This is a genomic window from Streptomyces sp. UW30 (assembly GCF_008042075.1).
In the GTDB taxonomy this organism is placed as follows: domain Bacteria; phylum Actinomycetota; class Actinomycetes; order Streptomycetales; family Streptomycetaceae; genus Streptomyces.
Genome location: NZ_RDBN01000110.1, coordinates 1 through 13,268 on the forward strand (window position 1 = coordinate 1; position 13,268 = coordinate 13,268).

Genomic DNA, 13,268 nt, shown 5'->3' on the forward strand with positions numbered 1-13,268 from the left:
CGGTGATCGCGAACGCCCTGTTGCTGAGCGAGTCCGGATCCCGCCAGGCGGCGACGAGTTCACGAAGCTCTTCGGGAATCGCCTCGACCGGCACGGTGGCGAGGTCGACATCCGGCTGCTGATGCACCATGCGACTGACCCGCCCACGCTCACTCGCGGGCAGCCCGATGAAGAAGTCCACCCCCAACGGGGCGGCCGTGGGAGCGGGACACGCTGCAGCTTGTCTATTCCGCCACCAAAGGGGTGACCGCCACCGCGGCGCATCTGTTGGCCCAGCGCGGGGTGTTGGACCTGGACGCTCCCGTTGCCAGGTACTGGCCGGAGTTCGCGGCGGGCGGTAAGGCGGAGATCCCTGTGCGGTGGCTGTTGGCCCACCGGGCCGGGCTGGTCGCGCTGGATCAACCGGTGGCTCTTGCTGACGCGTTGGACTGGGATCCGATGGTTGACGCACTGGCCGGACAGCGGCCCCTGTGGGAGCCCGGCACCGCGCACGGGTATCACGGGCGAACCTACGGCTGGCTGGTCGGTGAGGTGATCCGTCGGGTTTCGGGGCGCACGCCCGGACGGTTCTTCAGCGAAGAGGTCGCCGCCCCGTTGGGGGTGGACTTCTTCATCGGGCTGCCCGCGAGTGAGCGTGGGCGGGTCAGTCGCATGGTGCATCAGCAGCCGGATGTCGACCTCGCCACCGTGCCGGTCGAGGCGATTCCCGAAGAGCTTCGTGAACTCGTCGCCGCCTGGCGGGATCCGGACTCGCTCAGCAACAGGGCGTTCGCGATCACCGAACCGGCCGAGATCGACTTCAACTCGCCCGAGGTGCAGGCCGCGGAGCTCCCGGCGTCCAATGGGATCGGCACCGCGCGTGGACTGGCGCGTATGTACGCCGCGTTGATCGGCGAGGTGGACGGGGTGCGGCTGTTCACCACCGAGACGCTCGCTGGGGCTACCGATGAGCAGGCCTGCGGTCTGGATCAAGTGATGTTGATTCCCAGTCGGTTCGGGTCCGGATACATGTTGCCGACCGAGACCAATCCCATGGCCGGGCCGAGTTCGTTCGGTCACGCCGGTCGAGGTGGCTCGCTCGCTTTCGCCGATCCTGAGCACGGCATTTCCTTCGGATATGTCATGAACCACATCGTCGAGAGTCTTGACGACGTGCGTGCGCTGTCTCTGGTCGAGGCGGTGCGGCAGTCGCTGGCGTAGACCAGGTGGTCGAGGTGGTCGACGCCAAGGCTGATGCTGCCGGTCGCTGAAAGGGCCTTGTTACGCCATGAAGCTGACCCAGCCTCACCGCGCCTCGAAGCTGACTCCCCCTCATGGCCGTGGCCCGTATGGCAGTCCCGAAGAGCGCCCCGGGAGATATCGGATTAGCCTCCGAAATGAGCGCAATGTGGATCTTAGGTATGCGCTCTACTCGACCCAAGGAGGAGACATGCGCAAGCTTCAGAAGGCCGCTGTTGCGGCCGCGATGGTCGGGACCCTCAGCCTCATAGCCACCGGCACCGCGACCGCCCAGCCCGCCGACGGCCACGGTTGCCGGTCCCACGACCAGAACATCGCCCTCCTCAACAACATCGGAATCGCCAACGGCCTGGCGGGCAATCTGCTCAATGGCGAAGGCGATCCGGGCGGGCAGAATGGCAACCACATCGGTTCCAGCTGCGGACACCACTGATCAACAGGGATTGTGTTACGTAGCTCGCTGATATGGGTCTCGGCGCCCGGGCACCACGCCCGGGCGCCGAGAACTGTCTTCGGTGGTGGGCCACCGCGACTCGGTCCTCCCACGCTGCCGCTGCCGCGGGGTCGAGGCGACCAAAGTTGCAGGTGCCGTAGACCAACGGCCGATGACAGGGCCTGCGGCTTGCTTCCAGACTGGGGATATGAGGGGTACGGGGAATCTTTCGGAGAAGGGCGGCCCATCGGCCGGTACGCCTGAGCGTGATGCCGTGGTGATCGCCGAGTCGGCATGGGTTCTGACGCTCCTTTGTACGGCGTGCGGAGCCGTCGTCGGCTGGCTGGTCACCCTTCTTGCCGAGTGGCTCGTGACGTTGTCCTGGGCTCCCTTGCAGGGGCCGGCCGAGCTGCTGACGTCCGTACCGGAGCCCTGGCTGACCATCGGTTCCATCGCGGTGGGGGCGGCGCTCGGGCTGGTGGTCGGGTTCATCGCGGTGCACGAGTCGCTGTCGGTGCGGGTGTCCGCCGGCCGTGTGGTGCTCGGCGTCAGGGACTCGTCACAGGAGTTCGGGCGCGACGAGATCGCCCTGGCGGTACGGGACGGCAAGCAGCTCGTGCTGCTCGGGCCGGACGGCATGGAGGTCGCGCGGGAGGAGTGCCATCTGTCCTGGACGCGGCTGGCCGATGCCTTCGCCGCGCACGGGTTCCGGTGGGCGGACGAGGATCCGCACCGGGAGGAGTTCCGGCGCTGGGTGCCCGGGATGCCCGGGCTGCCCGAGGGGGCGGACGCGTTGCTGAGGGCTCGTGCGGCGGCTCGGGAGAAGGACGAGGGCGCGGCGGACGCCCGGGAGCTGCGCGGGGAACTGCTCAGGCTCGGCGTCGTCGTACGGGACGAGGAGAAGCGGCAGTACTGGCGGGTGCCGGCGCGGTCCTGAAGGGCTGCGGCCACCACTGCCCGACCACCGCGTCGGCCCCCGTGGGCCCTGCGGAACAGGGCTTGTCATACCGGCTGAGAGGATGGCGGCGACCCTAGAGGAAGAAGGGGGATGAGCATGGCAGTGCTCGCCTTGGTCGGTGTCCTTGTGCTCGTCGTCGGGGGATGCGTCTGTGTCGTATGGGCTTCACGCGGAGGCCCGCGCTGGGTGCGCATAGTGGCCCAAGTGACCATGGGGCTGGGCGAAGTGGTCCGGGTGATGGCCCGTAGCGGGCGCAAGTCGGGGTCGGGGTCGAACTCCGACTCCGGTGACTGACGCCGTACGGCCGTCCCCCGACCGCCACCACGCGAACGCGGGCCGCGCCGCCGGGTGTTGAACGGCAGCGCGGCCCGCGTCGTGGGACGGGTCAGGCGGTCTTCGTCGGCGGCGGGCTCGCCGTCGCCGTGGCCTTGCCCTCCGTCAGGAGCCACTCGTGGTGGAGGGCGCCCAGCGGGATCCTCGTCTGGAAGACGGGGGTGCCGAAGATGGTCAGTTGGAGATTGAGGGAGCCGGTGAGGTCCACGCCGCCGTAGATGGCGTAGGCGCCGGTTGCCGAACCCGTGCCGTCGGCGGAGCCCTCGGCCGTCGCGTCGGCGTGGGCGCGCAGGTACGGGGCCAGGTCGGCGGTGACGCCCACCGCGCCGTAGAGACCCACGGTGGCCTCGGCGCCGAGGGCCGCCTTGACGTCGCCCGCGGCCGTCACCGTGGTCTTCAGGGGCTCGCCCGTCATGTCGGACTCGCTGACCGGGGTCCAGCCCTTGGCCCAGGAGAAGCTGCCGCCGACGCGGAAGTCGCCCTTGAGGTCCTGTTCGACGTCGACGGTGACCTTGCCGTCCGCGTTGACCTGGAGGTAGCAGGTCAGGTCGAGGTTGACGACGACGGGGATCGGGCCGACCTGGATCACCGGGTCGGAGTGGAGCTGGGCGAAGGGGATGCGGATCGGCTTGCCGTCGGTGGAGCCGGCCGCGCGGCCCTTCAGGGACCACTGGGAGGCCCAGTCGCCGGACAGGCCCAGGAAAGCGGCGCCCGGTGACGAGCCCGTGCCGGCACCGTCGTACGAGAACGCGACTTCGGGGGCCAGCTGGACGAAGCCCTCCACCGACGCGGCCGCCGACGCCGGGGCGCCCTCGGCCGTGGAGACCGCCGCGCCCACGTCGATCCGCAGGCTGCCCAGCGGGAGTTTCGCGCCCTCGGGGCCGAAGTGGAGGTCGCCGGTCTTCGCCCAGGAGACCTTCACGCCATTCACGAGCGGCTTGACTTCGACGCTCGACGGGTCGACCGGGACCTCGCCCTCGGCCTTGCTCGCGCCCAGCACGGAGTTGAGCTTCGCCGGTTCGGTCTCGACGGTCGTACCGCCGGCCTTCGCGGTGCCCACGACGTCCGTGACCTCGGCCAGTACGCCGTCGGGGGCGCCGGGGGCGGGAGCGCTGGCGATGATGTCGCCGACGGCTACCGCGGGTGCCGCCGCGGGGCTGGAGGAAGGACTGGACGAGGAACTCGTCGAGGGGTCGGTTGAGGGGGTGGGCGTCGGCTTCGTCACGGACGGCGCCGAGATGACGGCCCGTCCGGTCTTCCTGTCGTACGAGGCGACCTTGAGGGAGGACTTCTTCGCCCTGCCGTCCCCGTCACCGCCGGCCACGGCGGTGGGAGTGGCCGTACCGGACGGGGCCGATACGACGGCGAGTTGTTCCTGGGCCGCGGCGGGCTCGGGGCTCTGCGAAGCCGTTGAGGCCGCCGCGTCCGTGGTGGTCGAGGTGTTGGCGGAGCAGCCGGTGGTCAGTACGGCCGCGAGAGCGATCGCCGACAGTACGGCGTGGCTCTTGAACTTGGGTCTGTGCACGCGTGTTCCTCGGGAGCGGTGTATGGGGGTGCGCTGCAGGAGGTGACGCATGGGGAGCGGGCATGCCGGTCAGCCAGTCATGCCGAGAAAGCCGTTCCGGCGCGGTGCGCGCGGTCGGTGGTTACCCCCCAGTAGTCATGCATGAGCATGCCAGTACGGCAGGGGGCGGCATCCGCTTTCTATGGACGGGAGGGCGGTGACGTGAGTCACACCTGGCCCGGGGTCAATTCCCGCACCCGGTACCGGGGTTCGTGGGGCTCTCCGGATTCCCCGGATTTCCCGGGTGCTCCGGATTCCCTGGATTCCCCGGGTGCTCCGGGTGCTCCGGGGTGGTGTTCGGGGGTTCCGGAGTCTCGGGAGTGCTCGGAGTTTCCGGGTACTCCGGGGTGCTCGGCGCCTCCGGCGCCTCCGGCTGCTCCTCCACCGGATCGGCCGGCGCGGGCTCGGCCGGCGCCGGGGGCGCAGGCTCCGCCGGCGCAGGCGGCTCAACGGGAGCCGGAGGCACAGGCGGCGGTCCCGGCACATCGACGTCCGGCTCATCCACCTGCACCGGCTCCTCCACCGGCGCCGGCTCCACCACGGTCGCCGGCACAGCCGCAGCCCCCGTACCCGTCCCCGCACCCACCGCACCGACGACATCAACGGACGCCGCCTCGCCCTCACCGCCGGCCGACTCCCGCTCGCCGCGCTTCGGCTCAGGCGCCCTCGCAGATCCAGCAAGGTCCCCGTCCACCGGAGTCACCGGCGCCTCCGACGGCCGAGCCCCCACCGGCGCCTCCGCCAACGGCACCCGCGGCGAAGGCGGCGTAGCAGCCGGCCCGCCCGTGCCGAGGGCGAGCATCATCGCGAGGGCCGCACCCGCCACCGTCGCTCCGGCCGCGACGGCCGCAGGCGCCTTCGCGCCGGCGCCGCCGCCGGTCACCGCCTGCCGGACCGCGTGCAGCGCGCCGCCGATCTGGCCGCTCAACGCACCTGCCGCACCCGCCGACCCCGCCGCCAGCGGCAGCAGGAACTTGCCGGCGCCGCCCACGGCGAAGACCAGCAGGGCCGGGCCGACGAGTGCGGGCAGACGGTCGTTGGCGCGCATGAGCACCGCGAGCCGGCCGCGGCAGTCGTCGCAGGCGTCCACGTGGGCGAGCAGGCGTTCCGACTGGCGGGGCGTCGCGTTGCCGCGGACGTACGCCGGCATGCGCACCCAGTGGACCTCGCAGGCCGGGTCGTCGGGGGCGCCCGTCTGGGAGCGCAGGAAGGCCTGGCGCATGCCCTCTCGGGCGCGGTGCAGCAGTACGGCCGTGGCGCCCTGCTTGGCGCCGATGCGCTGGCCGACCGCCTCCAACGGCTGGCCCTCGGCCTCGGCCAGCCACAGGGCCTGCACCCAGCGTTCGGGGAGCTGGCCGAGCACGCGCACCAACAGGTCGACGGACGAGACCTGTTCGGCCGGGTCGGCCACCCCCTCGGCGTGGTCGGCTATCTCCGTTCGATCGGCGGCGGTCCGCGGGTCGTGCGGGGTCTCGCGCGCCTCGCCGGCGCCGGCTGTCGCGGCCAGGTGCCGCACCGTCGTCATCAAGTACGCCGGTACGTTCTCGATCTCGTGGCCCTCCGACAGCCGGCGCCAGACGCGGAAGTGCGCCTCGGCCACCAGGTCCTCGGCCGCCCAGGAGTTGTTGCGGGTGAGCGAGCGCGCGAACGCGACCAGGCGGGGCTGCTGTTCCTCGTAGATACGGGCGTACGAGGCGGTGGCGGACGCGTGGGGTGATGCCTGGGCGGGCACCTTGGGGGAACCGTCGGACATGGCGGGAACGCTCCGGTTGCCTGCTGAGCTGGTGGGCGCGGATCGGGTTTGTCAGCGTAGATGACTAAAATCTCAAGTAAATGGTTCGCGTGATGTAGATCACAGGGGCGAGGTTCCGGTTCGGCGTAATCAGCAGGCCTGCGGCGCGGTCGAGAAAGCGCAATCACACCGAGTCAGAGACAGAGACCGGAGATGAACGACCATGCGCCTCACCCTCGAACAGCCCGTCCGCGCCCGCCTCGTCACGCCCGACCACCCGGCGCTGCCGATACGTCCCACCCTGCGCTACGCCGCCGCCGACCCCTTCGCCGTGCACATCGACTTCCCCGCGGATGTCTCGGAGGACGATCGGGGGGCCACCTGGACGTTCGCCCGCTCGCTCCTGGAGGAGGGGCTCGACTCGGCGGCCGGGATGGGGGACGTCCGCATGGTGCCGAGCGGGCGGACCCGCACGATCATCGAGTTCCACGCGCCGCACGGCATGGTGACCATCAGATTCGCCACAGCCGCTCTCCGGCGGTTCCTGCAGCGGTCGTACTCCGTCGTCGAGCGGGGGCAAGAGGACCTGGGGCCCGAACTCGACCACGGTCTCCTGTCCCTGCTCGACGGGGTCTGAGGCTCAGTGGGGCTCGATGGGCGTCAGGACGCGGGCGGTCGTCTGCCGGTAGATCACCGAGCTGCGGAAGGTGACCACCTCGCGGCGGGCGCTGAAGCGGTCCATGAGGAAGGCATGCAGGTGCTCGATGTCCGGGACGGCCACATGGACGAGGAAGTCGTCGTCGCCCGAGACCACGAAGACCGAGACGACCTCGGGGAGTTGGGTCAGATAGCCCTCGAAGTCGTGGATCACCTCCCGGCTCAGGGGACGCAGCTTGGCGAAGACCAGGGCCTGGAGCGAGCGGCCCAGCAGGCGTGGCTGTACGGCCGCGTGGTAGCCGGTGATCACGCCGCGGGCGCGCAGGGCGCGGACCCGTTCCAGGCAGGTGGAGGGTGCGATGCCGACCTTGCGGGCGAGTTCGCGGTTGGTGAGCCGTGCATCGCGCTGGAGATGGGTGAGGATCGCCGAATCAGTGTCGTCCATGGCGGTGATTCTTCCCGCGCTGCCGAATTTCGTTCGGCTGAGCCGTCCAACTCCCGTATTCCGCCCTACATTTCACTCGCCACCGGACTGAATGGAGCCTCGTCCATGACGACCACGACGCCCGCCCCCGCCCCCTCCCCTGTCGCCGTCGACCACTACGACCGTTTCCTCGCCGAGCACTACACCTGGATGCTCGGCGGTGATCTCGACGCGCTCGCGGCGGGGCAGCGTGCCGCTCTCGCGGGGTGGGGTGTGACGCCCGGGTCGGCGATCGGTACGGCGGCCGGGTCGCTGGCCGTGGATCTGGGGTGCGGTCCTGGGCACGCGAGTCTCGCGCTGGCCGCTCTGGGCTTCGACTCCGTCCTCGCGGTCGATCTGAGCCAGCCGCTGCTGGGCGAACTCGCCGCCCATGCCGCCCATTTGCCCGCCGTGCGGGCGGTGCGGGCGGATGTGCGGACCGCGCTGCGGGAACTGGTGCGGCCGGGGTCGGCCGAGGCCGTCGTCTGTCTGGGCGACACGCTGACTCATCTGCCGACCCGCGCGGACGTGGCCGCCCTCTTCGCCGACGTCGCCGCGGCCCTCGCCCCCGGGGGGACGGCGGTGTTCGCCTACCGCGACCTGACGGTCCCGCTCACGGGTACCGACCGCTTCCTTCCGGTCCGGGCCACCGAGGACCGGATCATGACGTGCTTCCTGGAGTACCCGGACGACTACGACGACTACACGGTCGTCGTGCACGACCTGGTCCACGAGCGGGACGCCTCTGACGCCGCCTGGACGCTCACCGCCCGCAGTTACCGCAAACTGCGGCTCTCCCACGCCTGGGTGCTGGAGCAGCTGCGCACGGCCGGGCTGCGGGTGCGCCGCGAGGAGAGCGGGGCGGGCGGCATGCGGACGGTCGTCCTTGAGCGCGGCTGCGGACGACCGGGCCGGTAGGGAAGGGGCGCCCCTCGGGAAGGGGCGCCGCCGGATGTCCCTGCCGGGTCAGGACTCGGTCCAGTAGACGCCGTTCAGCCCGTCCTGGGCGATGGTCCTGGCCATCACGTTGCCGTCCAGCACATAGCGCGCGTGCTTGTCGGTGAGGAAGAAGTCGAACGCGGCCACCGGCGTCGTGGCGTCGCAGGCCAGGTCGCCGCGGATGCAGAAGCGGGCGACCGGGACGCCCGGGAACTCCCGGGGGCCGGGACCGGCGGAGGTGAAGCCGAAGGCGCCCAGGCCCTTGGGGACCTTGGCCCACATTCCGGTGTCGGGCTGCTTCGGGTCGGCGTACAGCTTGCCGTCGACGAGCTCGCGCGGGATGTCGGTGCCGCCGTTCGCGATCGTCTCCAGGACCGCGTCGGCGGCCTGTGCGCCCTGGGAGTAGCCGACGACGGTCAGGCGTGCGGTCGGGTTCTCGCGGTGGGTCCGCTCGACGGCGGCCAGGAGGTTCCGGTAGCCCTCGGCGACGCTGCTGTCGTAGCTCTGCGCGGTGAGGTCCGGGGCGTTGTGGCCGTTGAGCCAGGGGCCCGCGCTGGCCGGGTAGCAGACGCGGACGGCCTCGGCGCCCTCCTCCAGGTGCTGGTTGGCGAAGTAGAACGTCCCGGTGCAGTCGGGCGCGGGCAGCGCGGTGCCGGTGCCGCCGAGCTCGATGTAGTAGTGGTGAGGGGCTTCGTCGGCCTGTGCGACGGTGGGTGTGAGGGCGGCGACGGCCGTCATCACCGCCGTGACGGCGACGGTTTTGGCGCGGCGCGCGAGTCGGTCGGTCTTCGGCATGGGTGTCCCCCTGGGTCGGTTGGCGGGCCGGGCCCGTCCGGCATGTCCGCCCCGTTTGCGGCTCGTTCGGGGCCCGGTCCGTGTGGCGCCAGACGCTAAAGAGGCGCGATGAAATCGTCGTGAAGGGTGGCGCGGCGATGGCGCTGGGCAAGGTGGTGTTGCAGGCGGGCGTGGCGGAACTGGTAGACCGCGCCGGCCTGGCGGAGCACGCCGCGCTGGTAGGCGTCCTCCAGGAACGTGACCACGGCCCACGGCAGGCGCCCGGTCATCGGCAGCCAGATCCGGGTGAGGAGGAGCCACTGGCCCCAGGCGGTCAGGGTGAGGGCGTAGCCGAGGCCGCCGCCGAGGCCGCTGATGACGCCGAGCATGAGGCTGGCCTCGCCGGGCATGGCGAGGGGGCCCAGTGGCGCCTGGAGGAGGTCGACGGCCACCCCGCTGCCGAATCCGACGACCGCCCCGAAGGTGGGTGCCCAGACCAGCAGTTGGGTGGTCACCATGCCGCGGTTGGTGAGGAGGAGGCTGCGCGGGTTGACGGCGGAGTCGATGTCGAGGGGCGTTTCGAGCAGGCCGAGGAGGCAGAAGGTGAGGCCGGCTCCGGCGCTGAAGACCGAGCCGAACACGAGCCCGTCGACCAGGCCGACGTGCAGCATGGCCGAGAGGTCGTCGGTCCAGGCGTACGACTTCACCAGGCCGACGACGAAGCCGTAGCCGAAGCCGAAGATCGCCCCGCCCAGCGTGCCGATCACTAGTCGGGGGACGGCCTTCCACGCGGTGCTCTCGGGCCGGCCGCGGATCTGCAGGCGCACGGCGGACGGTGCGACCTGCTTGCCCTTGGCCGTGTACGTCAGCCAGTGCACGAACCCGAACATGAGGCCGGCGAGGAGGCCGACGATCGACGCGTCCACGATGGGGCCGGTGAGCGTGCCGCGGAAGGCCGCGGCGACGGCGCCGTCGACGAGGCCGATGGCCAGTCCGGTCAGGACGGCGGAGACGAGGGTGCGGGTGGTGCGGCCCAGTCCGTTGCCGAGCCGCCACCAGGCGAGGTCGGGGGTCTTGAGCCGGGTCAGGTGGTGGGCGAGGTAGCCGAGCCAGTGCCGGGCGCGGTCCGCCTCGAAGCCGGGGTGCGGGCGGGCGGACGGGCCGCCGTGGAGGCGGTGGCGGTAGACGGTGGGTATGAAGTTGTCCAGCAGGTGGTCCTCCAGCTCCTCCGGGCCGGCGAACCGGTCGGTGTCGAGCAGCGAGACCGGGTCGTGGTCGGGGGTGTCGCTGTAGATGGTGCGGGCGAGCGCGACCATCAGCGGGGTCTTCAGGACCGTGGCGAGGGGGGATGCGGGTTCGTCCCGCGGCTGTGCGCGCAGTGCGGTCAGCACCGGGTCCCAGGCGTTCTCGGCTAGGTTCGCGCGGCCGGGTTTGCGGGTGGTGCGGGGCAGGTAGTCGGCCAGGTCGTCGAGGGTGAGGTCGGTGAGTTGGATCGCGGCGGCCGAGGTCAGTACGTCGGTCTCGGCGACCGCGGCAGCGTATTCGTCGGGGCGGCTGGTCAGCAGCAGCGGGAGGGTGATGGCGTTGAGGGCCTCCAGCGCGGGGCGGCGCAGGCCGTCGGCGATCTCGTCGAAGCCGTCCAGTACGGGGAGTACGCGGCCGGACTCGACCAGTTCGGCGGCCAGGCTCTCGCTGCTCCGGCCGCGGGCGGCGTAGCCGGGGTGGTCGCGCGTCAACTGCTCGGCCAGCCAGTCGCGCAGGGTGATGGCGGTGGGGTTCCAGGCGCCGATACTGAAGATCACCGGGACGGGTTCGGTGGCGGTGCGCGTCTTCAGGTGGTCGAGGACGAAGCGCAGGGCCAGGATCGTCTTTCCGGAGCCGGATCTGCCGAGGACGACCATCCGGCCGGACGGGATGCGCCGGTAGACGTCGGTGATGTCGTCCAGCCGTCCGGCGAGGTCGAGGGGTTCGGCCGTGGCCCTCGCGGGCAGCCGGAGGATGTTGGCCCAGTGGTCGGTCAGTGACTCGGGGGTCGTCTCCCAGCGGACCGGCAGCGGGAACGGGTCCTGGACCTGACGTTGTTCCTCTTCGCGCTGCCAGCGGGCCGCGACCAGCCTGGCCAGCTGCTCGGCCGGGTCGGGGGGCAGCGGATCGGAGCGGTCGGGCGAGGGCTGCTCGGCGGTGGAGTGTCCTTCGGCCTCGGCCGGGGTGCCGGTGGAGTCTTCGCCACGGGGGCCGGTGCTCTCGTCGATGGCGGAGCTGCTGCTGCCGGTGGTGGTCTCGTCGATGGCGGAGCCGCTGCTGCCGGTGGTGGTCTCGTCGATGGCGGAGCCGCTGCTGCCAGTGGTGGTGTCGTCGCTGCGGTCGCCGGGCGGCTCGGCGTCGGTTTCGTGCGGGCGTTCGCCGTCCGGGTTGCGCGGGACGGCGGCGCCGAGTAACTCCTCGCGCTCCCGGGGCCGTAGCGAGAGCGCCTTGGCCAGCTCCTGCACCGTCGTCATGCGCGGGTTGGTCCGCTTGCCGGTCTCCAGACCGCGGATGGTGCGCTCGCTGACCCCGGAACGCTCCGCCAGTTCCTCCTGGGTCAGCCCCGCCTGCGTCCGCAGCCGTCGCAGCACCTCGCCGAACTCACCGGCCACAAGTCACGGCCCTTCCCCCACAGGTGTCGACTTTTCGCAGGTGAGGGACTCTAGCGCGGTCACCGGCCACATATGACCGCCTCAATGGCCTGTCCACGTTTCCTACACCAGGGCCACCTTCGATGGCATCGACGGGATCGACCGGAGCGAATGGATCGACCGGTCCGGAGAACGGGGAACCGCCATGCCTACGACGACCGCACGCCAGGGACACCCGAGCGCACGACAGGGATGCCCCGGCGCCGCGTCCCAGACCCGCCCGGGTGCCCACCAGGGTCCGCCGCGCCCGGCCGGGCACCAGCCTCAGTCCGGCGCGAGCCTCGCCGCGCTCACGGCTCAGGAGCGCGAGGTGCTCTACGCGCTCGGCTGTGGCCTGGAGGACGCCGAGATCGCCGACGTGCTCGCGCTGCCGGAGCATGTGGTGGCCGGACAACTGGGCCGCGTCCTGCTGAAGTTGGGGCTGCGCGACCGGAGTGCCGCGATCGTGCACGCCTTCGACTGCGGCCTGGTCGTACCGGGGCAAGGGCCGCGCAGGTGGGCGGCGCCGGGGGTCACCGGCCGCGTGGGGGCCGGTCCCGCGCCCGAGGCGAGGCTGCGGGTCTGTGTGCTCGGACCGTTGCGGGCCCGGCTCGGCGGGCGGCCCGTGGACGTCGGCCCGGTCCGGCAGCAGGCCGTCCTGGCGGCGCTGGCGCTGAGCCCCGGCCGGTCGGTCAGCCGGCAGGAACTGCTGGACGGCGTATGGGGGATGGAGTCGCCCGGCGCGAACGTCGTACCGGTCTATGTGTACCGGCTGCGCAAGGGCCTGCGGCTCGGGGAGTGCCCCGACTCGGTGATCGGGCGCGACCGGTACGGCTATCGGCTGGTGCGGGACGCGGTCGAGGTGGACGTGTCGTGCATGGAGGACCTGGTCACCGCGGCCGAGGCGGCCGAGCGGGCCGGTGACACGTCCGAGGCGGTGCGGCTGTGCGGCCGGGCGCTGGATCTGTTTCACGGTGAGCCGCTCGCCGGACTGCCGGGGCCCCTGGCCGAGTTGGAGCGGCTGCGGCTCGTCGAACGCAGGGTCGCTCTGGCGCACCGGAAGGCGCACTGGCAGCTGCGGCTGGGCCGGGTCACCGACGCGATCGCCGACCTGTCCGCGCTGGCCCTGGAACAGCCGCTGAACGAACCCGTCGCCGCGCTGCTGATGCACGCGCTGCACCGCGCCGGCCGACGGGCCGAGGCCCTGGCCGTGTTCGAGCGCACGGGCCGCCGACTCGCCGACGAACTGGACGTCGCCCCGGGCGAACCACTGCGCCGGGCACGTTGGTCGATCCTGCGCGGGGACGACACGGGGCGCGGCGGACCCTGGTGGGCACCCGGGCGGGTCTGGGACGCGGCGCCGGGGCATCCCTGTCGTGCGCTCGGGTGTCCCTGGCGTGCGGTCGTCGTAGGCATGGCGGTTCCCCGTTCTCCGGACCGGTCGATCCATTCGCTCCGGTCGATCCCGTCGATGCCATCGAAGGTGGCCCTGGTGTAGGAAACGTGGACAGGCCATTGAGGC

11 protein-coding genes and 1 pseudogene are annotated in these 13,268 nt (G+C 71.6%); 7 read left to right on the top strand and 5 right to left on the bottom strand.

All coding sequences use genetic code 11. From position 1 onward, the window contains the following. Positions 1–180 precede the first annotated feature (180 nt). From EAO75_RS44510 to EAO75_RS44525, 4 genes and pseudogenes are all read left to right on the top strand, one after another. A pseudogene (locus tag EAO75_RS44510) lies at positions 181–1,200 on the top strand (serine hydrolase domain-containing protein); the annotation flags it as partial. A 229-nt stretch (positions 1,201–1,429) separates the two neighbouring features. After that, positions 1,430–1,672: a hypothetical protein gene (locus tag EAO75_RS44515; protein WP_148000827.1), complete on the top strand. Its 243-nt coding sequence runs from the start codon at positions 1,430–1,432 to the stop codon at positions 1,670–1,672. Positions 1,673–1,946: 274 nt separating this feature from the next. Beyond that, on the top strand, positions 1,947–2,609 hold the full coding sequence (locus EAO75_RS44520) for a hypothetical protein (RefSeq protein WP_261989717.1): 663 nt from the start codon (positions 1,947–1,949) through the stop codon (positions 2,607–2,609). Positions 2,610–2,726: 117 nt separating this feature from the next. After that, the gene (locus tag EAO75_RS44525; RefSeq protein ID WP_148000829.1) at positions 2,727–2,924 is read left to right on the top strand and encodes a hypothetical protein; all 198 of its coding nucleotides are present in this window, start codon (positions 2,727–2,729) and stop codon (positions 2,922–2,924) included. A gap of 91 nt (positions 2,925–3,015) precedes the next feature. On the opposite strand, the gene EAO75_RS44530 is transcribed toward EAO75_RS44525, so the two are convergent. Beyond that, the gene (locus EAO75_RS44530) at positions 3,016–4,488 is read right to left on the bottom strand and encodes a hypothetical protein (protein ID WP_148000830.1); all 1,473 of its coding nucleotides are present in this window, start codon (positions 4,486–4,488) and stop codon (positions 3,016–3,018) included. Between the two features lie 223 nt (positions 4,489–4,711). After that, entirely contained in the window at positions 4,712–6,280 is a 1,569-nt protein-coding gene (locus EAO75_RS44535) for a sigma-70 family RNA polymerase sigma factor (RefSeq protein ID WP_148000831.1), read from the bottom strand. Positions 6,281–6,482: 202 nt separating this feature from the next. Here EAO75_RS44535 and EAO75_RS44540 point away from each other — a divergent pair, with 202 nt between their 5' ends. Further along, entirely contained in the window at positions 6,483–6,896 is a 414-nt protein-coding gene (locus tag EAO75_RS44540) for an SsgA family sporulation/cell division regulator (protein ID WP_148000832.1), read from the top strand. Between the two features lie 3 nt (positions 6,897–6,899). On the opposite strand, the gene EAO75_RS44545 is transcribed toward EAO75_RS44540, so the two are convergent. Continuing rightward, on the bottom strand, positions 6,900–7,361 hold the full coding sequence (locus EAO75_RS44545; protein ID WP_148000833.1) for an Lrp/AsnC family transcriptional regulator: 462 nt from the start codon (positions 7,359–7,361) through the stop codon (positions 6,900–6,902). A 105-nt stretch (positions 7,362–7,466) separates the two neighbouring features. On the opposite strand from EAO75_RS44545, the gene EAO75_RS44550 reads away from it, so the two are divergent. Then, positions 7,467–8,297: a class I SAM-dependent methyltransferase gene (locus EAO75_RS44550; RefSeq protein WP_148000834.1), complete on the top strand. Its 831-nt coding sequence runs from the start codon at positions 7,467–7,469 to the stop codon at positions 8,295–8,297. Between the two features lie 48 nt (positions 8,298–8,345). Here the strand turns inward: EAO75_RS44550 and EAO75_RS44555 are convergent, their stop codons facing one another. Continuing rightward, a complete protein-coding gene (locus EAO75_RS44555) occupies positions 8,346–9,113 on the bottom strand; it encodes a PE-PPE domain-containing protein (RefSeq protein WP_148000835.1) in 768 nt (255 codons plus the stop codon). Positions 9,114–9,208: 95 nt separating this feature from the next. Further along, positions 9,209–11,728 (bottom strand): helix-turn-helix domain-containing protein, encoded by a 2,520-nt coding sequence (locus EAO75_RS44560; protein ID WP_148000836.1) that lies wholly within the window; start codon positions 11,726–11,728, stop codon positions 9,209–9,211. A 184-nt stretch (positions 11,729–11,912) separates the two neighbouring features. Between EAO75_RS44560 and EAO75_RS44565 the strand changes: the two genes are divergently transcribed. Beyond that, positions 11,913–13,244 carry a BTAD domain-containing putative transcriptional regulator gene (locus EAO75_RS44565; protein WP_148000837.1) on the top strand — a complete coding sequence of 444 codons (1,332 nt, stop codon included), beginning with the start codon at positions 11,913–11,915 and terminating at the stop codon, positions 13,242–13,244. The last annotated feature ends 24 nt before the right edge of the window (positions 13,245–13,268 follow it).

Bases quoted from the DNA above. Each gene is read 5' to 3' on its own strand.
- EAO75_RS44535 (WP_148000831.1), bottom strand. From the start codon at position 6,280: ATGTCCGACGGTTCCCCCAAGGTGCCCGCCCAGGCATCACCCCACGCG.
- EAO75_RS44565 (WP_148000837.1), top strand. From the start codon at position 11,913: ATGCCTACGACGACCGCACGCCAGGGACACCCGAGCGCACGACAGGGA.
- EAO75_RS44545 (WP_148000833.1), bottom strand. From the start codon at position 7,361: ATGGACGACACTGATTCGGCGATCCTCACCCATCTCCAGCGCGATGCA.
- EAO75_RS44540 (WP_148000832.1), top strand. From the start codon at position 6,483: ATGCGCCTCACCCTCGAACAGCCCGTCCGCGCCCGCCTCGTCACGCCC.
- EAO75_RS44550 (WP_148000834.1), top strand. From the start codon at position 7,467: ATGACGACCACGACGCCCGCCCCCGCCCCCTCCCCTGTCGCCGTCGAC.
- EAO75_RS44525 (WP_148000829.1), top strand. From the start codon at position 2,727: ATGGCAGTGCTCGCCTTGGTCGGTGTCCTTGTGCTCGTCGTCGGGGGA.
- EAO75_RS44555 (WP_148000835.1), bottom strand. From the start codon at position 9,113: ATGCCGAAGACCGACCGACTCGCGCGCCGCGCCAAAACCGTCGCCGTC.
- EAO75_RS44515 (WP_148000827.1), top strand. From the start codon at position 1,430: ATGCGCAAGCTTCAGAAGGCCGCTGTTGCGGCCGCGATGGTCGGGACC.